Source organism: Mesomycoplasma ovipneumoniae ATCC 29419 (assembly GCF_028885435.1).
GTDB lineage: Bacteria > Bacillota_I > Bacilli_A > Mycoplasmatales > Metamycoplasmataceae > Mesomycoplasma > Mesomycoplasma ovipneumoniae.
This window is the reverse complement of record NZ_CP118522.1, coordinates 291,603-316,343: the sequence shown is the minus strand read 5'-3', so window position 1 is coordinate 316,343 and position 24,741 is coordinate 291,603. Positions and strand designations below refer to the sequence as shown.

General features: G+C 28.6%; 22 protein-coding genes and 1 tRNA gene. 9 read left to right on the top strand and 14 right to left on the bottom strand.

The window, feature by feature from the left end; translation table 4 throughout:
- Positions 1-733 precede the first annotated feature (733 nt).
- The 7 genes from PWA39_RS01305 to PWA39_RS01275 all read right to left on the bottom strand — a co-directional run bounded on the left by PWA39_RS01305 (position 734) and on the right by PWA39_RS01275 (position 8,022).
- The gene (locus PWA39_RS01305; RefSeq protein WP_274827478.1) at positions 734-2,365 is read right to left on the bottom strand and encodes an IS1634 family transposase; all 1,632 of its coding nucleotides are present in this window, start codon (positions 2,363-2,365) and stop codon (positions 734-736) included.
- Positions 2,366-2,593: 228 nt separating this feature from the next.
- Positions 2,594-3,052, bottom strand: a complete 459-nt coding sequence (locus tag PWA39_RS01300) for a hypothetical protein (protein WP_069099672.1) — start codon at positions 3,050-3,052, stop codon at positions 2,594-2,596.
- A gap of 48 nt (positions 3,053-3,100) precedes the next feature.
- Positions 3,101-4,486 carry a trigger factor gene (tig, locus tag PWA39_RS01295; RefSeq protein WP_069099671.1) on the bottom strand — a complete coding sequence of 462 codons (1,386 nt, stop codon included), beginning with the start codon at positions 4,484-4,486 and terminating at the stop codon, positions 3,101-3,103.
- 214 nt (positions 4,487-4,700) lie between these two features.
- The gene (locus PWA39_RS01290) at positions 4,701-5,939 is read right to left on the bottom strand and encodes an Hsp33 family molecular chaperone HslO (protein WP_069099670.1); all 1,239 of its coding nucleotides are present in this window, start codon (positions 5,937-5,939) and stop codon (positions 4,701-4,703) included.
- Between the two features lie 2 nt (positions 5,940-5,941).
- Complete coding sequence (locus tag PWA39_RS01285) at positions 5,942-6,775, bottom strand: MAGa7180 family putative nuclease (protein ID WP_069099669.1); 834 nt, start codon at positions 6,773-6,775, stop codon at positions 5,942-5,944.
- Positions 6,776-6,782: 7 nt separating this feature from the next.
- Positions 6,783-7,406: a chromate transporter gene (locus PWA39_RS01280; protein ID WP_240534052.1), complete on the bottom strand. Its 624-nt coding sequence runs from the start codon at positions 7,404-7,406 to the stop codon at positions 6,783-6,785.
- A gap of 10 nt (positions 7,407-7,416) precedes the next feature.
- Positions 7,417-8,022 carry a chromate transporter gene (locus PWA39_RS01275; RefSeq protein WP_179853247.1) on the bottom strand — a complete coding sequence of 202 codons (606 nt, stop codon included), beginning with the start codon at positions 8,020-8,022 and terminating at the stop codon, positions 7,417-7,419.
- Positions 8,023-8,076: 54 nt separating this feature from the next.
- Between PWA39_RS01275 and PWA39_RS01270 the strand changes: the two genes are divergently transcribed.
- The 3 genes from PWA39_RS01270 to PWA39_RS01260 all read left to right on the top strand — a co-directional run bounded on the left by PWA39_RS01270 (position 8,077) and on the right by PWA39_RS01260 (position 9,907).
- Positions 8,077-8,151 (top strand) — tRNA-Trp (locus PWA39_RS01270).
- Positions 8,152-8,636: 485 nt separating this feature from the next.
- On the top strand, positions 8,637-9,287 hold the full coding sequence (locus tag PWA39_RS01265) for a hypothetical protein (RefSeq protein WP_274827477.1): 651 nt from the start codon (positions 8,637-8,639) through the stop codon (positions 9,285-9,287).
- Between the two features lie 8 nt (positions 9,288-9,295).
- Complete coding sequence (locus PWA39_RS01260) at positions 9,296-9,907, top strand: DDE-type integrase/transposase/recombinase (protein ID WP_274827476.1); 612 nt, start codon at positions 9,296-9,298, stop codon at positions 9,905-9,907.
- Between the two features lie 558 nt (positions 9,908-10,465).
- Here the strand turns inward: PWA39_RS01260 and PWA39_RS01255 are convergent.
- Genes PWA39_RS01255 through PWA39_RS01235 form a run of 5 tightly spaced genes read right to left on the bottom strand, consistent with a single transcriptional unit; the run spans position 10,466 to position 14,931 of the window.
- Positions 10,466-10,813: a ribosome-binding factor A gene (locus PWA39_RS01255; protein ID WP_069099219.1), complete on the bottom strand. Its 348-nt coding sequence runs from the start codon at positions 10,811-10,813 to the stop codon at positions 10,466-10,468.
- Positions 10,814-10,824: 11 nt separating this feature from the next.
- Entirely contained in the window at positions 10,825-12,624 is a 1,800-nt protein-coding gene (infB, locus tag PWA39_RS01250) for a translation initiation factor IF-2 (protein WP_069099218.1), read from the bottom strand.
- Entirely contained in the window at positions 12,591-12,881 is a 291-nt protein-coding gene (locus PWA39_RS01245) for a YlxR family protein (RefSeq protein ID WP_044284434.1), read from the bottom strand. The genes infB and PWA39_RS01245 overlap by 34 nt, the downstream gene beginning before the upstream one ends.
- A gap of 9 nt (positions 12,882-12,890) precedes the next feature.
- On the bottom strand, positions 12,891-14,711 hold the full coding sequence (nusA, locus tag PWA39_RS01240; protein WP_069099217.1) for a transcription termination/antitermination protein NusA: 1,821 nt from the start codon (positions 14,709-14,711) through the stop codon (positions 12,891-12,893).
- Entirely contained in the window at positions 14,704-14,931 is a 228-nt protein-coding gene (locus tag PWA39_RS01235) for an LSm family protein (RefSeq protein WP_044284445.1), read from the bottom strand. The genes nusA and PWA39_RS01235 overlap by 8 nt, the downstream gene beginning before the upstream one ends.
- Positions 14,932-15,233: 302 nt before the next feature.
- Here PWA39_RS01235 and PWA39_RS01230 point away from each other — a divergent pair, with 302 nt between their 5' ends.
- Entirely contained in the window at positions 15,234-17,234 is a 2,001-nt protein-coding gene (locus PWA39_RS01230) for a pullulanase (RefSeq protein WP_081311130.1), read from the top strand.
- Positions 17,235-17,436: 202 nt separating this feature from the next.
- Here PWA39_RS01230 and PWA39_RS01225 read toward each other — a convergent pair whose 3' ends face one another.
- Positions 17,437-18,813, bottom strand: a complete 1,377-nt coding sequence (locus PWA39_RS01225) for an FAD-dependent oxidoreductase (protein ID WP_069099216.1) — start codon at positions 18,811-18,813, stop codon at positions 17,437-17,439.
- 217 nt (positions 18,814-19,030) lie between these two features.
- Positions 19,031-19,714 carry a 16S rRNA (uracil(1498)-N(3))-methyltransferase gene (locus PWA39_RS01220; protein WP_069099215.1) on the bottom strand — a complete coding sequence of 228 codons (684 nt, stop codon included), beginning with the start codon at positions 19,712-19,714 and terminating at the stop codon, positions 19,031-19,033.
- 72 nt (positions 19,715-19,786) lie between these two features.
- Here PWA39_RS01220 and alaS point away from each other — a divergent pair, with 72 nt between their 5' ends.
- The 5 genes from alaS to tilS are packed head-to-tail and all read left to right on the top strand — an operon-like array spanning position 19,787 to position 24,735.
- Positions 19,787-22,438: an alanine--tRNA ligase gene (alaS, locus tag PWA39_RS01215; RefSeq protein ID WP_069099214.1), complete on the top strand. Its 2,652-nt coding sequence runs from the start codon at positions 19,787-19,789 to the stop codon at positions 22,436-22,438.
- Positions 22,414-22,854 carry a Holliday junction resolvase RuvX gene (gene ruvX, locus PWA39_RS01210; RefSeq protein ID WP_069099213.1) on the top strand — a complete coding sequence of 147 codons (441 nt, stop codon included), beginning with the start codon at positions 22,414-22,416 and terminating at the stop codon, positions 22,852-22,854. Before alaS ends, ruvX begins: the two co-directional genes overlap by 25 nt.
- Positions 22,844-23,308 (top strand): hypothetical protein, encoded by a 465-nt coding sequence (locus tag PWA39_RS01205; RefSeq protein ID WP_069099220.1) that lies wholly within the window; start codon positions 22,844-22,846, stop codon positions 23,306-23,308. Before ruvX ends, PWA39_RS01205 begins: the two co-directional genes overlap by 11 nt.
- A 1-nt stretch (position 23,309) precedes the next feature.
- On the top strand, positions 23,310-23,864 hold the full coding sequence (gene pth, locus PWA39_RS01200; protein WP_069099212.1) for an aminoacyl-tRNA hydrolase: 555 nt from the start codon (positions 23,310-23,312) through the stop codon (positions 23,862-23,864).
- Complete coding sequence (gene tilS, locus PWA39_RS01195; RefSeq protein WP_069099211.1) at positions 23,842-24,735, top strand: tRNA lysidine(34) synthetase TilS; 894 nt, start codon at positions 23,842-23,844, stop codon at positions 24,733-24,735. The genes pth and tilS overlap by 23 nt, the downstream gene beginning before the upstream one ends.
- Positions 24,736-24,741 lie beyond the last annotated feature (6 nt).

The window sequence follows — 24,741 nt, the reverse complement described above, 5'->3', positions numbered from 1 at the left end:
AAAAGGTGCCAAAACTGGGCACCTTTTTAATTTTTTTGGCAAAATCAGGATAAATAACTATCAAAGCAAAAACACGAATTTTAAATCTAACACTCATGAATGCAAAATCTACTTATTAATAAAATAAAGCAATCTAAAAAAGCCAAATTATGAATTTTTAAACTACTTTTTTAGTTAAAACACTAACTAAATCATAAAAAAATATAACTACTATTTAAACTCAATGCAAATAGAAAACTCGTTTTTATTTGCAGCGAGCCTAAAAAACATATGAAGTTTTGAAAGAACAATAACCAAAAGCCCTAAATTTAAAGATTTCTAAACGGGTAAATTTAAGGCATTACATCATATTTAAAAATATGACGTAAAATTCGCATTTTCTGATTTTATCATGCAAAAAACATAACTAATCCCCCCTTAATTCTGATGTCTAAATTTATTAACTATTCTTAAGTGGTGTTTATTATAACATAATTTTATTTTTGACCAAGCTTTTTTTTTTTTTGCAAAATCTTAATTTTAAAATAATAAAAATTAAGATTTTAGGCCACAAATACCCGTAAATTTGGGTATTTTTTCATATTTGTATTCTATAAAAGTGAATTTTTGCCATCAAACTGCCAAGCTAAGATAAAGTTAATCCCGAGTTTCCCAATTTGATAAGATAATCTTAAAAAGCGTCTAGTTTTTCGAGCTTTTTCACTTTTTTGGCAAAGGCTAATTACAATTTTTATTAGCGATTTATTAAGATATCAAAGTAAAAATCATACCTATTTCAAATATTCGGGTCACTAGGCACGCCTTCGCGATTTTTAAATGTTATTTGCTGATCTAAAGTGTTAAATTCAACCCTTTGTCTTAATTTTTGCAACATTCTTACTAAACCAACTTCAGTTAGTCGACTGTTTTCAAATAACTTGTTATCACTAATATGTTTGTTGATTTTAAATATTATAGTTTTTAAAATAACTAGTGAGATAAAACACAAAAGTGTATGAGCTAGGATATGCTCGTCAATTCTTAAAAATACAGGACGAATATTCAATAAACCTTTTAGACTTCTAAAATTAGCTTCAATATTTGGCTGTTTATGGTATTTTTCAACTATGTCTAAGACATTCAAATTTAGTATATTTGTTTCATAAACGTAGTAACCATCAAATTGTTTGTCTTTGTCAATTTTACTTTGATCTAATTCAAATTTCATGTTTGAAATTTGCTTAAAATATTTAGGTTTTTTACCGAACAATTTGTCTATTTCAATAAAACCGTCTTTATTTTGTTTTTTAATAAAACTTTGGATTTGCTCTTCGCGAGCTTTTCTGTCTTTTATCGCTCTTTTTGTGCTGTAAGTAATAATTCTTCTTCTAATATTTTCAGTGTATCTTTTATTTTTATAAGATGAATAAAATTCTTCTTTTTTATACTTAAAATCGGCATTAACATCAACATAATCGCTAGGATCTAGTAAATAATTTTTAAATTTTTGACTGGCTACCTTTGGGTGATAAGAAATAATGAAATTATAGTTTCTTGATTCAAGAAATCGAATATTTGTAGCAGTCAATGTGCCACGGTCTGCAATTATTATCATTTTTTTGATATTATATTTGAATTCAACATCTAATACAAAAGGGATTAATGTGCTAGAATTGCCTGTATTTCCTTTAAAAACTTTAAAATGAAAAGGAATTCCGTTTTTATCACACGCTAAGGCAACAACAATTTGATCTTCTTGGAATTTAGCATCTTTTCTTTCAAAAGTCTCAAAATAGATTGTTGATGAATCAAAATAAAATTCATTGCCCCTTTGTCCAAGTTCGCTTATAACCATTTTGTTAAGACTATCTAAAAGTTGATTTTGTGACTCAAAAACAAGATCTAAGAGCTTATAAAAGCTATTTTTGGAAGCATTTATTTGATTTGAGTAGTCATCATTTTTATCAAAAGCATTAATAATGCTGCCAGGATCAGTGATCCGTTTTGAAATTAAGTAGTTAAAAATTTCCTTCATATTTTTATGTCTACTTTTAGGAAGTGATTCAAAAATATTGTGCTTTTCAATAAATTTTTCAATTAATTCCCCGCCAACAAAAACCGAACCTTCGATTATGGCGGAATTTTTAATAGAATCAAGTAAAACAGTCTTGACTTTATCCTTGTCATCTAAATTTGAAAACAATTTCAATTTTTCTTTGATAATTTGAATGGCATTTGGATTAATTTTTTCCAAATTCCGCTCATTTCCTAAACTAAATCAACGTTTTGGACCTTTGGAATAACCTTGTGTTCAGCCAACATATTTATATGGTTTATCTTTTGAAGATCCTCAAACATTAAATAAAATCAAATTTTGCTTTTTCATAGTGTATAATTATACCATATAATTACTTTAAAATGTAATTATTTGTAATTAATAAAAAATAAGGTTTTACAATCAAAAAACAACGATTTATGGGTATTTTTGCATATTGTATTCAATAAAAAGTGAATTTTTGCAATCAAACTGGGGAACTTGGGAAAAGTTATTGAAAAATTTGCAATAAAAAAACTACCGACTAGTAGTTTTTTTATTGAATAAATAATTTTTAAATTAAATTTTAATAAAAGGAGCAACATTTAAAAAATTAAATAAACTTGGAGTTGATCCTAGATTCATTACTGCTTGAGAAACAACAATATTGGTTGTAGCAGCGGCTGACTGTGTAGCTTTTATAGTTTTTAATGCATTTGAAAGTTCTTCAACAGATTTTAGCGCTTTTTGCAATTTTTCTGGCGCATCTTTTAATGCATCAATTTGTGTTTTAAGCGAATCTAGATCTAAATTTGCAAGTTTATCAAAACCTTCTTGAAATTTTTTAATTTGCTCAGAATCCAATTTTGAAAAAGTTTTTTGAAATTCTTCAAATGAAGCTTTGATTTTATCAATTTCGAAATTTTCGATTTGCTTTTTAAATAAAAAGTATAAAGTAGCAATTATTATTGCAAATAAGAGAATATTCCCAACAATAACAGCTAAAACTGTCGATACAAATCTTCCTATTTTACTCACTTACGCCTCCATAAATTTGTAAATTAAATTTTAATTTTTGGTCTTTTTTTACGATTCACCATCCTTATTTTCATTTACTTCTTCATTAGTTTCATTTTGTTTTTCTGTTGTTTCTGTTTTTTCTTCAGTTTTTTCTTCAGTTTTTTCTTCAGTTTTTTCGCTGTTATATTCAATTAACTTATCAACAACTTTTTTGTTTGTTATGTTAATTTGAATTTCGCTATGAGGAATTGTTTCGTTTAGTTCTTCGACAGATTTACCTGTGAATTTTGACAACAAGGCAATTTGCTCGTCATAATCTTGCTGGGTTGGAACTAATCCCTCAAGTTTTGCAATTTCGGCAAAAATAAAGGAATTTTTAAGTAATTTTCTTGCTTCAGCATCAAGTTGATTATGAATATCTTGCTCAGTGAATTTTGTAATTCGGCAATATTCCTCAAGAGTAAAGCCTTGTTGTTTTAAAGTTGAATTAAAAGTTTCATTTAAACGACTAACTTCAGCATTAACTAATTTAGTTGCAAGTGGAATTTCAACTTGGTCAACAATTTCGACAAGTGCATTTTTTTGAAACTCAATTCGTGCTTTTTCAATATTTTCACGTTTTGTAAGATCTTCAAGATAAACTTCCAATTGGCTAATTGTTTCAACATTTGGAATTTTTAATGAAGCAACAAAATCATTAGTCAATTTAGCAGGTTGACTTTCTTTGATTCTGTTGATTTTTACATGAAATCTTGCCTTTTTACTTGCATAAGCTGGAACATGGTAATCTTCTGGGAAAACCACATGAATATCGGCTTCTTTTTCAATTTCTAACCCAACTAGTTGTTCTTCAAAACCGGAAATAAAGCTATTTGAACCAATTCGAAGTTCAAAGTCTTGTGCTTCTCCACCTTCAAAAGGTTCATCATCAATAAAGCCTTTAAAATCAAAATTAATAATATCTCCCATTTTTACAGGACGATTTACATTAACAAATTTTCCTTTTGATTCTAAAAGTTTTTGTTTTTGGTGTTCAATGTCATCTTTTGTCACTTGTTTTACAGCGTATTTTGTCTTAAGATTTTGATATTCAGGAAGCTTAATTTCAGGATAAACAGGGTAAAGAAACTCGATTTCTAAGGTGTTTTTGTCCATTTGAACAATATTAAAGACTGGCGATTCAATAACATTGTCACTATCCATTACATTAGAAAAAGCTTGTTTTTCAAGTTCGGGTAAGTACATTCTAAGCGCTAATTCAAAAACTGCCTGTGGATTTAAATATGGGCGGGCTTTTTCTAATGGCACTTTCCCTTTTCTAAAACCGCGTAATGACACTTTTGCAACTTGTCTTTTTTCAGCTTTATCGTAATATTCAACTCATTTTTGCGGATCAGCTACTAACTTAATTTTAAGTTCGGCACTATTAGGTAAAAATTCACGTGTTATCATTAATAATAATCCTTAAATTGTTATATAAAAGTAAAATAAAACTAATTATAATTTAAATTATATAAATTTGTTCAAAATTTAAAAAAAATAATAAAAAACTTAGCTTTTTCTCTTAGATTTTAAGACAAATCTATTTATTTAAAAACTAAGGCTAATAATTTATTATTATCTAGGTTTTTATTTTTACTTAAATTATAATTTATTATTGCAAAATTTAAAAAATTTTTATGCTGTTTTTTGAAATTTCTTTTATTTTTTCAATGGCAAAATCTAAACTTGCTTGTATAATTTCAGATCTACTTCCGGTAAAATTCAGTTCTCAGACTTCATCGTTAATCGCAATAAATACTTGTCCGAGCTTGCCATCTTGAACTGTAGGGCCAGCATTTCCGGTCAAAGCAATTGCATATTTAGTTTGGAAAAAATCAAGACCGTATTTAGCCATTTTTAGGGCTGTTTTGGCATTAGTTACACCATTTTTTGTATCAATACCAATTTTTTCTTTAATTTCATTTTGATAACAAACAAGTCCGCCGGCAAAAAATTTACTTGCACCGGGTTTTTTTACAATTTCAGCAGCAAGTGCGCCTCCAGTTAAAGATTCAACCGTAGCAATGCTAAATGGTTTATTGGCCATTAATCAGTCCTTTTTATTAAATTTTTTGCTAATTGAGCAAAAATTACATTTAAATTCAATTTTTTTATATTTTTCAATTAAAAAATCAACATCTTCTTGACTTAAAAGTTTCAAATTTGCTTCAAAATTTGACTTTTTACAGTTACAAATATAATCCCATTTTTGGAAGTCAACCTGATTAAAATTTGAAAAAAAGTTCATGAAATCCGTTATTTTTTCATTTTCTAGTCAGGCTTCTACCTCTTGTAGTTCTTCTTCAGAATGATTAGGCAAAAGCTGAATAATTAAGGATTGAGCTTTTGTTATTTTTGAATTTTCATCAAGTTCAATTAAATTTTTTACTACTGAATTAATTTGCTGAGATTGGTGGAAAAAATAAGCTAAATCAGTGATAAAATCACCTTTTTGAAGCTTAACTTGACCTGAATAATTAGTTTTTTTTGTAAATTGGTTAATTTTTAAAAAACCAGAAGTTCCAATATATGAGCTTACAAGTAGGTTTGTGTTGTAATTTTTGAAAACATTAGTCGGGATTTCAAAATTATTTGCTGAAAAACTGGCACGAATTTGGCCTTTTTTATTTGTTTCAAGAACTAAAGATTCAACAGTTTCAGAATTAATTTTGACGGAAAATCCAGCTGTTTTTTCCTTAATCAAAGTTGGAAGTGGCCCAAAAACATTAATAAAACTTGCTAAAATAAGTGAACTAATATTCTTTAATTTGTGAATATTAATCGCTTTATTAACAATTTCAGTCATTTCTGAGACAACTATTAGAATATTTTTGTGCAAATAAACTTTAGAATATGATGACATGATTATATTTTTTTATTTTGCTTAGATATTGAATTTGTTCATTTTTCTCAAAGTTGTTTTCACTCTTGTTCATTTTCGCAACTTAAATACTCAAGAATTTGAGCATCAACTATAGGGTCAAAACTTGGCGAAATACCTAACTTTGTATAAAAATTATACCATTTTTTAATTTTTTCTATATCATCCATAACTTGAGATTCATTAACATCAAAAGTATACGATTTTATATGTCTTTTTTTTATAGGAAATTCTTTGGGGTTTTCGTAGTCATCTTCCTCTAAAAATGTTGCTACAATTGCATATTTTTCAGCATTTTTTAAAAATGCATATAATTGAGCTTGTTTTATGTATTTTTGCGGTAAATTTTCCCCTTTTTTGCCTCATCTTTCAAAATTTTTCAGGCCGGTTGTTTTAATTTCGATTATTATATTAGTTTTTTTGATAAAACCATCAGGAATTCCACCAATAATTGGATCATCACTAAAATAATCATAATTATATTTTTCGGGAGGAAAAGTTTCAATTTCTAGATCTAATTTTTCAGAAATGGCTTTAATGACAAGAGGCTCAATTGCAACTCCGGCATCAATATATTTAGTGTCTAAAATTGGCATATCCAATTTTGAAATTTTGACAAAAGCTCGGAAAGGGGAGCTAAAACTATCAAGTCCAAGCACTTCTCCAATTAAAGTTCCACCAATTTTTTTAAAACCGGTGTTAAAAGCAAACTTTTTGTTAAGTAATTTTTCATGAAAAGCAGGGTTAAGAATTAAAACCCGTTTTTCATGGTCAATAAAATATTCTTTTTTATTATAAAATTTACGATTTGTATACATATTTGTCCTAAAGTCAAGGTTGTAAACTAATAAGTGAAAGCGAAACTCCGATAATAATTAACAGAAAAACATTTACCTTTCGCAAATATAAAATAAAAACTGTTATAGACCAAAAAATTGCAAATAAAATAAAAACTCAAAGTCTTCAACCGCTTATAAAATCACTTACTTCTTTTGTGACAAAATATCCATTATTAGAATTAAAAGCATAATTTACAAGCACTAAATTGATAAAAAGTTGAAAAGCAAGCGCTAAAATAATTCCAATAATTGCCGGCCGAAAAATTTGTGCTTTTTTTATAAAATTTGAGCCATTTTTTTGCGAAACTCTATTTAAAGCCTTTAATCAAATTACAACTAAAAAAATTGCCGGTAATATAAATGCCATTAAAAAAATAAATGAAAGAAATCAACCTAAAACTCCAAAATCTGCAATTAAAAATCCAGTAACAGCGGCCAATTTAATTGAAAAAACACCTGGTGTTGAATTTGCGACAGTGAAAATTTGATTAATTTGTTCTTGATCAATGTCAAGGCCTAGCTCTCCAAGTTGTAATCAAAACCAGTTAAAAACAGGCATAAAAACTTGCCCGCCACCAAAGACAATTAAACTAATAACTGCTAGCCCCAAAATTGTTAAACTAATTAGTAAAATCACGGTTTTTCTTTCATTTTTTAAACAAAAATAAGACTGAATATATAAAAATAATTACTAAAATTGGGACAATTGCTAAATTATACGGGCTTGGAACAAACAAAGAATATGCAAAACTTAATAATAAAACGGTGTAATAAACTAATTTATTCATTGAATTCTTATCTTTTTTTCAATAAATATAACAAAATCCAAGTAAAATTCCGATAATTGTTGAAAAAATTGCTAAGTTAAAAGTGACTAAATATCTTGAAGGTAAATTTTTTACTAAAATAAATAAAGTAAAAAATAATAAAATATGTGGGAAAATTCCCAAAACTGTTGCTATAACACCCCAAAAAGCGCCTAATTTTTTAATGCAAACTAATGCCATCATTTGAAGTGATGAAGGTCCGGGGAGCAAATTGGTCAAAATTAAACCTTGATCAAAATCACTTTTTGAAATTCATCCTTTTTTGACAACTGCCTGACTAAAAATAATAGGCATTAAAGAATTTCCTCCGCCAAAAGAAATTAAAGAAATTTTTACCACAAACCATAAAAGTGTTAAAAAATCTCTCATTTTCATGTTTTTAATATTTTTTGTATTCATACTTAATAAAATAATATATTATTTTTTAAAAATGTGGTATAATTAAATCGGCCTAGAGGTGTAGTTCAATGGTAGAACAACGGGCTTCAACCCCGTATGTTGCGGGTTCGACTCCTGTCACCTCTGCCATTTTTTTTATTTTTTAATTTAAAAAATAAAAAAAATGGTAATAAATTCTAAACTTTTGGCAAAAGTTTAGAATTTATTAAAAGATACCCGAGTTTCCCAGTTTGATGATAAAAATCAATTTATGATAAAATAACAAAAATTATAAAAAAATACAACTACTATTTAAACTCAATGCAAATAGAAAACTCGTTTTTACTTACATTGAGCCTAAAAAATATATGAAGTTTTGAAAGAACAATAATTAAAAGCCATAAATTTGTAGATTTCTAAACGGGTAAATTTATGGCGTTCCATTACATTTAAAAACATAATGGATAATTCACATTTTCTAATTTTTTATGACAAAAAACATAATTAATTCCCCTTAATTCTAATATCGATTTATTAATTATTCTTAAGTGAGATTTATTATAACATAATTTTATTTTAGGCCAAGCATAAGTTAATATATTAATTTCAGACACATTCAAAAAAGGTGTGTTAAAATGAAACAATACAAATTTACAGTTGAAGACAAATTTAAATACATTAAAATTGCCGAATCTAAAGGGCTAAAAAATGCAATTTTGGATTTTGCAGAAGAATTTAGAGAAATTTACAAAAACAAATCTAAAAGTAAAAAAGCGGATAAAGAATGAATGTTGCATATATACGCTAATAATTTGATAAGAAATTGGCAAAAAAAGTTTTATAATAATGATATGAAAAGTTTAATTAGTACTCGTGGAAAAATCAAATCTCCACGCAAACCAAAAAAGAAATATACAATTAACGATCTTTCCGAAAATGATCGTGGAATTTATCAAGAAATAGTGGAGAGGGTTCTTAAAAGATCCGGAATTGACCCCGCAATTATTCTTGAGGAGCTCAAAAAATTAAAACAAGAACAAGAGAAAGATAAAGATAAAGATAAAGATAAAGATAAAGATAAAATCGAAAATTGCACTAGAATTTGTAGCGTTTTTAACGTTAATCGCACTTCTATTTATGAGAAAATAAGGGTGAAAAAACCACCAAAGAAAATGATTTGTGATGAAGACTTACTTGAGTGAATTCGTGAAAATTTCTATTTATATCGAAAGGTAAAAGGCCGCGACATCCTATATAATATTTACATAAATCAGGAAATTATGTAAGCACGTATGTGTTTCAAAAACACTACGAATTTTTAGGATTAAAATCAATTGCTTATAAAAAGCAAGGAAAACCGGCACCAAAAGAGAAAAAGTTTACACGAATTTGGACTGAAGATCATATCAAAGGTGAATTTAGCTCAGAAAATTTTGGTGAAAAATGATTTGCTGATATTAAATTTATCAAAATTAACAACGAATGATTTTACCTACACTCAATTATTGAAACAAAATCCAATTACTTGCTCAATTTTTCAATTTCTAAAACAAGATTTTTAGAAGAAACTATAAACTTAGTAAAAGAAACAATCAAAAAGTATAATATTAAACCGAAATTTTTCCATTCAGATCATGGAGTGGAATATGCGAACTACAAATTTGCTAATTTTTTAAAGCAAAACAATATCCAACAATCAATGTCACCAAAAGGCAATGCCCTTGCAAACAGACCTATTGAATATTTTTATGCAGTTTTTCAACGAGAATTGCTTAATATTGAGGGCGAAAATTTTGAAAATGTAGCTATTGCTTATCAAAAAATAAGTGAATTTATTGATTGGTATAACTATGAAAGGCCTCAAAGTTGCTTATCATATAAAACTCCAAGCTATTATATGAGGTAAATTATTTGTCCAAATTTTTTAAAATGAACATGCTAGAAAAAATTAACAAAAGTGGTGCAATCAAAATCATAGGTAAAAAACTAATTGTCTGAGATTTTTCTACTTATTTAAAAAAAATGTTTGGTCAAAAATAAAATTGTGTTATAATAACCATCACTAAGAATAAATTAATAAATTTTAATATTGAATTAGGGAGGAATTAGTTATGTTTTTTGTCTAAAAAATCAGACATTGCGAATTATCCATTATATTTTTAAATATGATGGAATGCCTTAAATTTAACCGTTTAGAAATCTATAAATTTAAGGATTTTAATTATTTTTTTCAGTTCTTTCAAAACTTCATATGTTTTTTAGGCTCAATGTAAGTAAAAACGAGTTTTCTTTTTGCATTGAGTTTAAATAGCAGTTGTATTTTTTATGGTTTTGTTAGTGTTTTAAACTAAAAAGCAGTGTTTAAAAATTTCATAATTTTGCTTTTTAAGTTAAAATTTTAGCTTTTTTAGTTTGCCTTATTTGAAACTGGGAAACTCGAGAATTAGATTCATATTTAAAATAGTTAGTTTTTGTCATCATTTTCATCTTGAGATTTAATTCTGGCAAAAATTTTGTCCATTTCATCGACACGTTTTGCAACAGGATCAAGTTTAAAGTGGAGTTCTGGAACCTTAAATCCTTCAAGAAGGTTGCCAAATTTGAGCCGGATAAATTTTTCAGCTTTAATAATTTCGCCTAAATATTTATCTTCGTCATATTCAAACTCTAAATAGATAAAAAGATGAGAATTATCACCTGAAAGTCGAACTCAATTTACAGCAATTGGCATTCTTTCAGAAAAATGTGAGTCAATAATTTTTGAAATTAACTGGTGATAATAAGTTTGCCGTTTTTCATGACTAACAGACATAATTTTCTCCTTTAGTTATCAATTTCAACTTCAATAAAAGATCTAAGTTCATCACCGATTTCGATGTCATCAAATTTGTAGATGTGTGTTCCAAATTCATTCCCAATTGTTACTTCTTTTACAGGATTTTTATCGCGCTGAAGTGATTCAATTTTTCCTGCGTGAATTAATTTGGAATTTCTTCACAATTCAATTTTGCAATTTTCAACAAATTTTCCATTAACAACGCTACATCCGGCAATTGAACCGACTTTTGAGAACCAAAATTTAGCAATAATTTTAGCAGTTCCAATATGTTGAAGTTCATATTTGATTTCACGCATACTTTTAACTTGTTTTTTAATTTCATCAATTATTTTATAAATAATGGTATGCTCGCGAATTTCAACTTGAGCTTGTTTAGCTTGAGCTTTTATTGCTGGCGGAACTTGTAGGTTAAAAGTGTAAATAGTTGAATTTGAAGTTTGGGCTAGTAAAATATCGGCTTTGTTAATAATCCCAACTCCTGAGTGCAAAATGTGAATATGAACATGTTTTGAAGCAAGTTGTTCAATTGTTGAGTGCAAAGCTTGGGCAATTCCGGTCACGTCAGCTTTGATTATAATATTTAAGGTTTTTTCTTTTGTTTGTTGTGTAGTTTGGGCTTTTGTTTTTGAAAGTTTTTCTGATTGTCTTCTTTCTAGGGCAAGTTGTTTGGCGAATTTTTCCTCATGGAAACCAAAAAATTTATCACCAGCTTCAGGAACATAATTTAGACCTGTGACAATAACCGGAGTTCCCGGAGGCGCAAATTTAATTGGCTTACCGTTTGTGTCTTCAAGTGAACGAATTCGACCGTATTGACAACCAGCAACAATGAAATCGCGAACCATCAAAGTTCCATTTTGGACCATTAGAGTTGCAATTGTTCCCTTATTATGGTGAAGTTTTGCTTCAATAACTGTTCCAATTGGGTAGCGATTTTTGTTTGCTTTTAGCTCAAGAATTTCAGCAACTAGTAAAATAGACCGAAAAAGTTCATCAATTCCTTGACCAGTTAGCGCCGAACCGTAGACAAAAATATTGTTTCCCCCTCATTCTTCGGTGACAATATTTAATGCTGAAAGTTCATTTTTGATCCGATCGACATCTTTATTAGGTTTGTCCATTTTATTAACAAAAACAATAATAGGCACATTTGCGGCAGTAGCATGACTGATAGCTTCTTTGGTTTGAGGCATAACTCCATCATCAGCGGCAACAACAAGCACGATAATATCGGTAACTTTCGCTCCCCGAGCGCGCATTTGGGTAAAGGCTTCATGACCTGGAGTGTCAATAAAATTGATAATATGGTCTTCAAAAGTAACTTGATAAGCACCGGTGTGTTGGGTTATTCCGCCGCGCTCATTTTTTGCAACATTAGTTTTTCTAATAAAATCAAGAAGTGTTGTTTTACCGTGATCGACATGGCCCATAACCGTAATAATTGGTGGGCGGTGGCTGAGATGATCAGATTCGTCTTTAATACTTACTTCTTCCATGAAATTTGATGCATCAATTTGGACTTCTTTTTTAAAATCAAGTCCAAATTCAAGACAAACTTCGGCAATTTCATCTTCAGACAGACTGTGATTTAAATTATACATTTTTGCCTGTTTGAAAAAATAAGTAATAATTTCATTAACAGAGACATTAATTTTTTCTGAAAGTTCGCTAATTGTCATTATTCCCGAAAAGAGGAAAACTCCGTTGTGAACTTTAGTTTCAACAGTTTTTAGTTGAGCCTTAATTTCGCCTACATTTGAGATTCTTTTTTGCGGTTTTTTCATAAGTTTTCTACCTCGATTGCTAAATTTTGGTAAGCAAAAGCGGAAATATTTGTTTTAAAAGCGCGATTAAAAAGTTTTCTTTTAATCGCATATTGAATTTTTTCATAATCATTGAAAATGTAAGCGCCCCTGCCACCAATTTTTTTATCAAAATGTTTATCAATAATTAATTTCTGATTAATATAAGTGAACCTAATTAAATTATTAATAGGATAAACTTTTTGATCAACTATACATTTTCTTGTGTGATTTTTCATTTTTTTACCTTAAAAGTCAAAATCGTCAATATCAATATCATCAACACCGGTGTATTTTACAAGATCATCATCTGATTTGAAATTTTTAATCTGTTTTTCATTTTGGATATATGATTCATTGTCTTCTTCGGTTCGATGACTGACTTGTACTTTTGGAGTTTTTTGCTCTTGTTTTTTGCCTTCTTCTTCTAAATGTTGTTTGTCGATTAATTCATTTTCGCTAATTGCCTCATTAAGGGCTGAGTCAAACAAAGAATCGGCATCAAAAAATTTTTTTTGACTTACATTTGAAAAAGAGTATGATTTTTCTTCTGAATCCGATTGATAATTTGAGTAATTTGGTTTATTTTCTTGTTTATTGCCGACTTTACCTGAAGGTCGATTTTTAGTTGCTGGTTGTTTTACAGGACTAGCGGGTTTAGCAACTTCTGGCTGAGTTTTAGCAGATTTTAGCTTACTTCTAGGGATAAATTCATTCTCAACCCCGTAAGGTTTTTCAAGTTCGAGAATATCTGATTCAAATTGCTGCAAAATTGAGTCAAAACTATTGCTAGGTCGGCTATATGAATTTCACTTATTTTGATTTTGATAAGCTCGACTTTGCTGACGTTGCATGTATTCGTTTTTGAGATCAATTAGTTCTTGATGATCTTTAACATTTCCGTTTCACTCAATTTGGAAATTATTGTCTTTTAGAACTGCAGAATAAGGCAAAATTTGAAGCTGACTACGAGTTAAATCGGCTGTTAATTTTACATTAGAACCGTTTTTTCCAATAGCAAGACTATGTTGAAAATCAGGCACAACCACAGTAAAACGCCGTAATTTATGACTTATTTTGAACTCTTTTACGCAAATAACTTTTGAAGGTGACATTGCATTTACGATAAATTGAATTATATTGTCATCATATTTAATAACTTCAATTTTTTCACCATCAAGTTCTTGGCTAATTGCAAAAATTCTTGAACCAGTCTCACCAACAACTGAGCCAATTTCGGAAATATCATTTGCTTCGGCATCATCAGTTTTTCGGATTGCAACCTTACATTTTTCACCAGGAATTCGTGCTATTGAAGCTATTTCAAGATATTTAGACTGTAATTCAGGAATTGCATCAATTATTTTTTTCTTAACAAGTTGAACTGATTTTGATGAAACGACAACTTGTGACTGTTTTGTATTTTTAGTTACATTTTCAATAACAACTTCATGACGTGAACCAATTTTTAAATTATTTCCAGTTGCATAATGACTTGGCATAAAAGCAGAAACCTTGTCATCATCAATTTCAAAAATATAACCAGCTGAAATTTTGTTTGTGATTGTCGCAGAGACAACTTGATTTTTTAATAAAGAATATTTATTAAAAACATTATTACGAACAATTTCAGAAATTTTTTGTTTAAAAGTGTGCATAATTGCTGTAAAGAGTCATTGCTCAAAAGCTGTAAGGTCAAGTTCAATTGAAAAAATGTCGTCAACACGGGCATTTTCGTTAACCTTTTTTGCATCAGAAACTAAAATAAATGAAATAGATTCATTAATTTTTTCTTCATTTGTCAGCTCATCAAAATAAGTATCTTCAACAACAATTCCGTTTGTATTAAAAACTTTAAAATTTGAATCTTCCAGATTAGCTTCAATCAAAATATGCGCATCAGGGTCAATTTTTCGTGATATAACAAATTCAATAGCTTCTTGGAAAATGTCAATAACTCTATCTAGCGATAATTCGCTATTTTTAGCAACCTCCTTAATTGATTGAACAATTAATTTTGCGTTGTCTTTTGGGTTAATTTTAGTAACTTTTTCTCTTTTTCTATTCATCTTGGCAATCCTGTCCTCTTGAAAGCACTTCTAAAATAAAATTATTTTCACTAGATTCAATTTTATCAATAAATTCAGAAATTTTTTTAGAAATCGCTTCAACTTGATCAAGTGAATTATAATTTGTAACAACTCTTAAATAGTTCAGACCGTCTTCTAAAACAAAATTAATTGACAAAATATCATTAAATTCATCTTTTAACCTTTGTATTAAATTCAAATTTTCTCCTTTTTCTTCAATGTTTTCAATAAGTTTGTTAGGTTTAAAACAAAAAAGTCGTCACAAAGGACAACCTTTTATTGAAATGTTAATTTTATAAAGGTTAAAATAATTATACAACTTTTAAAATTTTTTTAAAATAAAAAATTAAAAGTAAATGATTTTTAGCTGTTATGTTATAATTTAAAAATATGTTTTTTTAGCACATTTATAGAAGTTTTGCTATTTTTTCAACATAAGTATTATAACAACTTCTAGATTTATCGTTTATTTTAGCACTTTTTTGGGTTTTTATAGTAAATATGTTTATAAATTATGATACAGCTTTAATTAGAAAAAATTCGCGCGGCGAATCGTATTGAGGACCGCTAGGCTTAATTTTTAATTCAAACCGTTTTGAATTTTATTTATGATCACCTGATGCAACGCGGGTTCACTTTGCAATTTATGAAAATTTTCAAGACACAAATCCAACAGAAATAATCGCAATGACAAAGCGAGCTGATGTCTGATTTTGTGAAATTGATCAAAAATTTCACGGTTATCTTTATAATTTATTAATTGAGCACCGTGATTCAACAATAACCGAAGCGCTTGATCCTTATTCATATAGCATTTGTCCTTTTGATTGAACTAAAAATGAAGTTCCAAAAAGTTATTTAATTGATATTTATTCATCTCAGGCTGGTAAAAGTCCTTCAGAATTATCATTTCAAAGCAAAAATCCGCTGAATGATGCACTAATTTACGAATTAAATATTCGTGATTTTAGTTCAAAAAATTCAAACATAGCAAATCCAGGCACTTTTCTGGGTGCGCTAGATCAGAAAATTTTTGATTATTTATCAGGACTAAATTTTAATTTTCTGCAATTATTACCAGTTCATTCTTGTTATACTTTTAGTCAAAAAAATGTTTCAATTCTTAAAAAAGGTCAAGGAAAAGGTCATTTTACAAACTATAATTGGGGCTATGATCCACTTGGTTTTTTCTCAATTAACTCAAGTTACTCAACAAATCCGCTTGACCCGTATTTAAAAATAAAAGAATTTAAAGCATTTATTGACTCAGCACATAAAAAAAATATTGGAATTATTCTTGATGTTGCTTTTAGTCAAACTTTTTGCAAATCAATTTTAGATGATGTTGCCCGTGGTTATTTTTATCGCGATGAGGCTTTGTCTTTTCCTTCCCAATTTCCACCTCTTGATTCACAAAAGCCAATGGCATTTAGACTAATTTTAGACTCACTCATTTTTTTTGTTAAATACTATAAAGTTGATGGATTTCGCTTTGATGCAGCCTCATATTTTGATAAAAAATCGCTTGAAATCATAAGTATCGAACTGAAAAAAATAAATCCTAACATTATCTTGTTTGGTAAATTTTGTAAAAAAACTGACTTACAGCACAAAAATCGAACTGAAAAAACTAGTCGTTCTAATAATTTTAACTTTGCTTATTTAAATTATGGACTTCCAAATGTTATTCGCGGATCAAATGTTCCTGGTGATAAAGGTCTAATTTTGTCAAAAAATAGCTCAAAATTTGCCTCATATGTCTCACTGATTCCAGGTGGAATTTTTGATTTTGATTTTGGCGATTTTTATCACTCAGCTAGAAGAGATGACCTTTTTGCAAACGATATTAGTATAAATGTTTCTTATATAACTTCATATGATGGGCCTACTTTGGCTGACAAAATTTTAACAAGCGCCTCAGGACTGACAAAAAACGCCTTTATCGAAACTTATCGTCAAGCATTAATGATGACCTTATTTGTTCAAGGAAAAGTTCTTTTAAGTTCAGGAACTGAATTTGCCTTTTCAAAAGCATGTGATTTTTCGGGCGCTAGTTATTCAAATTGTCATCTTAATTTAAATTCAACAAAACCACCTTTTTCATATCAGGCCCATAAATTTCTTGATTTTTATTCAAATAAAACTACTGATTTTACTAACGGTCTTGATTTTAGCCTTCTTGAAATTAGCGAAATTAAAACTAAAATTTTTAATTTTTTAGCAAAAATTAACGAATTTCGCCAAAAAACCCAATTTTTTAGATTGCCAGATAATCAAACAATTTGTGATTCGATAAAATTTGAGACTGTTGACAATAAAAAAGGCTTAATTATTTTTAGCATCCAAATTAAAAACGAAATTATTAAGGTGATTCATAATTTTTCAGCCAATTCTTATGACTATGATTTTGAAGATTTTGATGTTATTTTTAATTCTAAATTACAATTTAGTCAAAATATTATTGAAAAACGACAGTCAATCTTGCTTATGAAAAAACTTTAGTTCTAAAATTTGCCTTCAATTTTAAAAACTAAAAAAACCAATAAAAACTCAGGAAAATAGGTAATTAACTTTTGGCAAAAAAGTTAAAAAATTCTATAAAACACGACACTTTTTTAAGATTAGCTCATCAAAATGGCAAACTCCAGAAACTAAAAAAACCAGATAAAACTGGTTTTTTTAGTAACTTTTTGAGCTAAAAATTTTATTTTTTATTATATTTTAGCCCTAGTGCATTTAAAATTACTTGGATTACAAAGTTAAATGGCTTATTATAGTGAGGCAAGAAGTAGAAATCTGAAAGAGCAATTTCAGGCAATTTTAGACCTTTTTGAATTGCTAGTGAAAGGAAATAAATTACTTCAGTGTGATTATATTCTTTTCCATATGAACCAATTTGAGCCCCGATTAATTTTAGAGTTTCTTTATCATAAGCAATTTTGATTCATACTTTAGATTTATTTTGCATAAATTCTGGGCGATCTCAGTCTTCAAGATATTCAACACCAACATTATCTAAGCCCATTTTTGGACAAGCATTTTCACAATATCCAGTTGAGGCATAATTAAATCCAAAAACGGAAATTGCATTTGTTCCAACATAACCTGGGAAAGGAATATCTTCACGCCCTGCGATGTGGAAAGCAGCAACTATCCCTGATTTTACGGCATTTGTTGCTAGCGCAATGTGAGCGTGTTGTTTAGTTACATTGTGAACCATTGAAGCTGAATCACCAATTACATAAAGATTTTCATCACTTAGGCAACGCTGGAATTGGTCAACTTTGATTGCACCATTAGCAGTTTTTTCAACGTCTGTTAAAATTTTAGTATTTGGCGCAAATCCAATAGCTAAAATTACAAGATCAGCGGCATATTTACCTTTGTCTGTCTCAACAAAAGCAACTTTTTTTCCACTTTCATCAGCAATGAAACGAACAACTTTTTGATTAAATTGTAAATTAATACCTTCTTCGACAATTTTATCCTCAATTTTTTGAGTAAATTCCTTATCAAAATAATTAGGGATAATTCTGTCTTGCATGTCAATTAGTGTTGTTTTTTTACCATATTTGTGAAAAGCTTCAAGTAATTCAATACCAATGTAACCACCACCGATAATAATTACATTTTTAATTGTTGGATCAACTGCTTTTGCTTTAATTTCTTTTGCGTGAGTAAATGTTTTTGAAACTAAAATATTTTCAAGGTCAATCCCCTCAAAAGGTGGAATAATCGGCCAAGTTCCGCCGGCAAAAACTAATTTATCATAGCTGTCTTTAAAAATTTCGCCACTAACTAAATTTTTAACAATAATAACTTTATTTTTACGGTCAATTTCGAGAACATCATGCTGTAAATGAACATCGATTCCCATTGATTTTAATTGTTCAGGACTTGAATAAAAAAGTCCAGATGGATCGCTAAATTCATCAGAAACTCAAAGTGCAATTCCGCAACCTAAAAACGAAATGTCAGTATTTCTATCATATGAGACAAGTTCTGCTTGTGGGTAAATAGTTTTTAGGGTTCTTAAAAATGAAGTTCCGGCATGGTTAGTTCCGATTGATATTATTTTCATAAAATCTCCTATTTTTAGTGTTTTTTCGGGAGTAAAAAATTAAATTTAATTTTATTAAATTATACAATATTTTTTAATTTTTTATTAAAATTAAGTCACAATTGAAAAAATGAAGAATAAAATAAAAAATTACTAAAAATGAATAAAATAGAAAATCTTTGAAATATTAGAAAAAACTAGTAAATTTCGAAGATTTTTTCACTTTTTTGCTAAAAAGTTAATCATTTATACACTTACTTAATAAAAAAATCGCTGCTGTTTCAGAGCGTAAAATTCTTTTACCTAAAGATACAACTTTAAAATCAAATTTTTGGGCTAGTTCTATCTCTGACTCATCAAAACCGCCTTCAGGACCGATTATTATAATTGTATCGCTTCCTGACTCGTCTATTTTTGTTTGGTTTTTCTCACCTTCAAAGGCGATTAATTTTTGACTAAAATTAACAGAATTTTTCAAAATATCACTGTAATTTACAGGTAAATTTATTTTTGGAATCAAATTTCGAAAACTCTGTTGTGCGCTGTGGAGGCAAATTTGCTCTCATCTTTTTAGTTTTTTTCTTAAATCACCCTCTAATTTTTGACTCACATTTTTACTAAAAAACGGTCAAATTTCACTGACGCCAATTTCAACAGCTTTTTGAATTGCAAATTCAAAAGATTTTGTCTTTAGAATTGCAAGTGCTAAAATAACCTTGTTTTTAGGTTCATTATTTAATTCAAGTTTTTCAATAATTTCAGCTTTGTTTGAATTTTGAACTAATTTTGTAAGGTAAAATTCACCTTTGTAAACACAGATAAAATTTTCGTTTTTAATTCGCACAACTTTAATATGATTTAAATTTAAATCATCAAGAATAAAAAAATTTTCTTGTTTTTCACTAACAAAAAAACGGAACATAGATAAAATTTTAATATAAAATTTTACAAATCCTAAAAATTAAGTAAAATTATTATTATAAGGATAAAACAAATGAAAAAATTATCAGCTAATGAAGTTCGCCAACTTTGATATGATTTTTTTCAACAAAAAAATCATCTTCTTATAGAATCTAAACCCCTTGTTCCCCAAAATGATGATTCACTTCTTTGAATTAATTCAGGAGTTGCGGCGCTAAAAGATTATTTTATTGGTAAAAAAATTCCCCCTTCAAAACGACTTGTTAATTCGCAAAAAGCACTAAGAACTAATGATATTGAAAATGTAGGTCAAACCTCAAGACATCACACTTTGTTTGAAATGCTTGGAAATTTTTCAATTGGAGACTATTTTAAACTTGAAGCGATTGATTTTGCCTTTGAATTTTTGACTAAATGATTAGAATTAGACCCTGAAAAACTTTATATAACATATTATGATAGTGATTTTGAGACTTTAAATAAATGGAAAAGTTTAGGCTTTCCTGAAAATAGACTCATTCCCGGCGGTAAAAAAACTAATTTTTGAGACTTAGGTCAAGGTCCTTGTGGTCCGTGTACCGAAATTTATTTTGACCGTGGTGAAAAATTTGATGCTCGTGGTGATGAATTAATAAGAAATGACATCGAAAATGACCGTTTTATTGAAATTTGAAACATTGTTTTTTCAGAATTTAATAACGACGGAGCGCAAAATTATTCCCCATTAATGTCAAAAAATATCGATACTGGTGCTGGTTTTGAAAGAATTGTCTCAATTTTGCAAAATGGTCCAACTAATTATGATACAGATTTATTTTTGCCAATTATTGCAGAAATCCAAAAGTACACTAATTTTAAATATGATATTGAAAATTATTTTAAAAAAGATGCAAAACAAGCCCAAATCAATAAAAGTTTTAGACTAATTGCCGACCACATTCGCGCAATAAGTGCCGCAGTAAATGATGGAGTTATGCCATCAAATTTACACCGAGGCTACATAATTAGGCGTTTAATTAGAAGAGCTTATTGAAACGGGAAAAAATTAGGAATTTCAGAAGAGTTTTTACACAAATTGGTCCCAATTGTCGCTAAAACACTAAATGCTAATTTTGATATTGAAAAAATTGAGTCCGTGATTTATCATGAAGAAAAAAATTTTATAAAAACTCTTGAAATCGGCCATGAACTTTTAGAAAATGAGATAAAAAAAACTGAAGGTCAAATTTCTCCAGAAATTGTTTTTAAACTTTTTGTTACTTACGGATTTCCTCCTGAACTAACTCAGGAAATTCTTCAAGAAAAAAATATCAGTTTTGACCTTAAATCATTAGAAGAATATCGCGAAAAACACGCTCAAATTTCCCGGGCAAATATTAAAAAAGGTATGGGGAAAGTTATTGATTCTTTAAATCAAGTTAAAGCACAAATTTCAGAATTTATAGGTTATGAATTTCACAAAACTGAAACAAAAATTGCTTTTTTAGCAAATCAATTTAATGAAATTGACCAAACTACTGAGGGCGAAATTTCATATGCAATTTTTGAAAAAACTCCTTTTTATGCAACAGCCGGCGGTCAAAAACATGATCAGGGTTATATAATTCAAGGCAACAAAAAAATTGAAATTATTGACGTTTTTAAAGATAAATTTTTAAATAATGTCCATGTTTTTGAAGGTAAACTGTCAAAAAATTTACCGGTAATTTTGGAGTTAAATTCAGACAACCGTTTGAATTTAGAGCGGAATCACTCGGCAACTCATCTTTTATTTGCCTCACTTCGGGCAGAATTTGGCCCTCAAATTAAGCAACTTGGATCTGACAATAATGAAGAAAGACTGACTTTTGACTTTCCTTGTGCCCAAAAACCTTCAAAAGAACAAATAAAATCTGTCGAAAACCGTGTAAATTCTTATATAAATCAACAAGTTCAGCGTGAATATTTAGTCACAAATCTAGAAAAAGCCCAAAAACTAAATGCAATTATGACATTAGAAGAATCAGAATACATGGATCCTAATGCGCTTCGACTTGTAGTTTTTCCCGGAATTACAACAGATTTATGTGGTGGAACTCATATTCAAAACACTAAATTATTAGAAAAATTCACAATTTTATCTTGTCAAACTAAAGGTTCGGGAATTTACCGGATTCGTGCTGTGAGCTCTTTTGCTAAAAATGTTGAGTTTTTAAAACAAAATATTGAACTTTTAAAGTTTCAAATTACTTCGCTGGTTAATAAAATTGCAAAAATTAGTCAAGATTTTACCTTTGATTTTCCAAGTTTTACTGATTTAGATTCAGAATTTGAGCACTTGACAAAAATTGAAGAAGAGCTCAAAGAAAAATATAAAAAAATCCTAAAAAATCAAGATATTTCTGAGTCATTAGAATTAAATTTAGACAATTTTGTTGACATTAATCAAAACAAGTTTTACATTGATTTGGAATTTAATTCCAAAAATCTAAAACAATCAGCAGCTACTTTTAGACAAAAAAATCCAAAGTCAACATTTATTTTAGCTACAAATCTCGAGGATGAAAATTATTTAATTACAGTTGCATCTTTTAACTTAGAATCAAATGTCATTCTTGAAAAAATTATGGAAATTTACGATGGTGCAGGAGGCGGAAATTCTAAAATAGCTCAGGCAAAAATCAAGAAAAAACCTATAAAAGACGATATAATTAAGCTTTTATGAGCATTAGACCCAGAGTTTTAGCACTTGATTTAGGGGTTAAATCTTGCGGCTTTGCAATTTCTGATTCAGAGTGGAAAATTTCACTACCTCTCGAGCAATATAATTTTAATAGGTATGATTTTGCAAGAGTTATCGCGCGAATTGGTTTTTGATTGGATCAATATTCTGTCTCAACTCTTGTTTTAGGTTATCCTTTGACTTTATCAGGCAAAATTTCTCCAAGAACAATTATGGTTGAAGAATTTGCCCAATTAATAAAAAAACACTATAAAATACAGCTTTTTTTTCAAGATGAGCGACTTTCTTCCAAGGAAGCAAACTCAATTTTAATTGACTCAGGCCTGTCCTTTAAAAAACGACAAAAAATTATTGACAAATTAGCAGCTCAAATTATACTTGAAAGATTTTTACAAACACAAAATGGATATGAAAAATAAAAAAACTTTAACTCAAGAACCAATAAACCTTTCAGACCCAGAGCGAGTAATAATCGCAAAAGAAATTTCAAATTCAACAAAACCAGCTTACGAAAAACTTTATTCACTTTTTTATACAGAATTTGAAGATTTAAGAATTTTTTCTGTTGTTTTTGATGAGAAAAAAAATATTCTTGCCTTTGAAATTGACAGAAATACTTGAGAAACTACAAAAACCTTTGTTGAATTTGACGATCAGACTATTGAACTTTTAGAGATGCAAATTAGTGAATTTTTTGACACAAACCGGTTCATATTCGAAGGTAAGCCAATTGATCCTTTTACTTTTTTTAATAATTTCTCGCCTGAAACTGATTATGATGATATAATTGAGGAACTTAGTGATAAAGAAGTAATTAGAGTTCCTGAATTAAAAAATAAAGCAAAAAAAGCTATAAAATCAAAGGTAAATTAAGATGAAACTAATTGTTGGACTTGGTAATCCAGGTGAAAAATACGCTCAAACAAAACATAATGTTGGATTTTGAGTTCTTGATTTATTAGCTGAAAAACTCGGATTGACCTTTGATCAAAAAACTGAAAACGGCGTTTTTTGTAAAACAAGTGATTTTATTCTTGCAAAACCAACAACATACATGAATAAATCAGGTGATTTTGTCTTTGAATTAGTCCAATTTTACAAAATTAATATTCTGGACGTGATAATTGTTTATGATGATATGAATTTTGAAATTGGCCAGGCAATAATTAGAGCAACTGGAAGCGCAGGCGGCCAGCGAGGTATGGAAAATATTATTGAAAAATGCGGTACTAAAGATATAAAAAGACTGAAAATTGGTATTTCGCGGTCCGAAAATTCTAAGGAATATGTGCTTAGTCCTTTTGAAAATCAGGCCAAAATTAAAGTTAAACAAGTTATTGACCAAGCTGCTGACATTCTTATTTTTTATTTATCAAATAGTTTTATGACTACGGTTCAAAAATTTAATGCTAACAAAAACAAAGCCTAAAGAAAAATTTTTAATTGCAGTTTCTGGCGGCTCTGATTCAATGTTTTTGCTTGACAAATATAAAAATAAAGATATAATTGTTGTTCATGTCAATTATAATTTGAGGCCACAGGCCATTTTTGAAACTTTATTAGTTTCAAAATTTTGCCAAAAATATAATTTAATGCTTAAAATTTTATCCTTTGATAGTTTTTCTGTTTCAGGGAATTTGCAAGCAAATTTAAGAAAGGTTCGTTACGAGTTTTTTTACCGAGTTTATAAACATTTTAAATGCACAAAATTACTTGTGGCTCATCACTGAAATGATTTTGTTGAGACAATTTTTTTGCAAAAAGAGCAAAAAAAGTTAGTAACATTTTGAGGAATCCGCAGGCAAAATTTCCTTTTTGGAATGCAAATCTCAAGACCACTTTTGTATTTTTACACAAAAAAAAGAATTCTTAAAAGTTGTAAAAAAAGAAAAACCCCTTATCTTGATGATGATTCAAATTTTACAGACAAATATAGAAGGAACGCGATTCGCTTTAAATTAGAAAAATTAAGCACTTTTTCTTTATTTTTTACTTTTTCTGTTCATTTCATTGCAAATTTTTTTAAATTAATAGAACTAAAAAAAAATTATAAAACTCTTGAAAAGTGGAAAAAAACAGAATATCATGCTTATTTTTTCCAAAAAATTCGAAAAAAACCAGAAATTATCTTTTTATATTTGCACCAAAATTTTGACAATATTAAATTATCAAAGGGAAAAATCAATTCAATAATTGACTTTATTAGTTCAAAAGCACCCAATGGATCGTTTTTAATAAAAAAAAATAACTATATAATTAAAAAAAAACTAAAAATATACGCAAAATCTAGTAAAATTTAGTAAGAT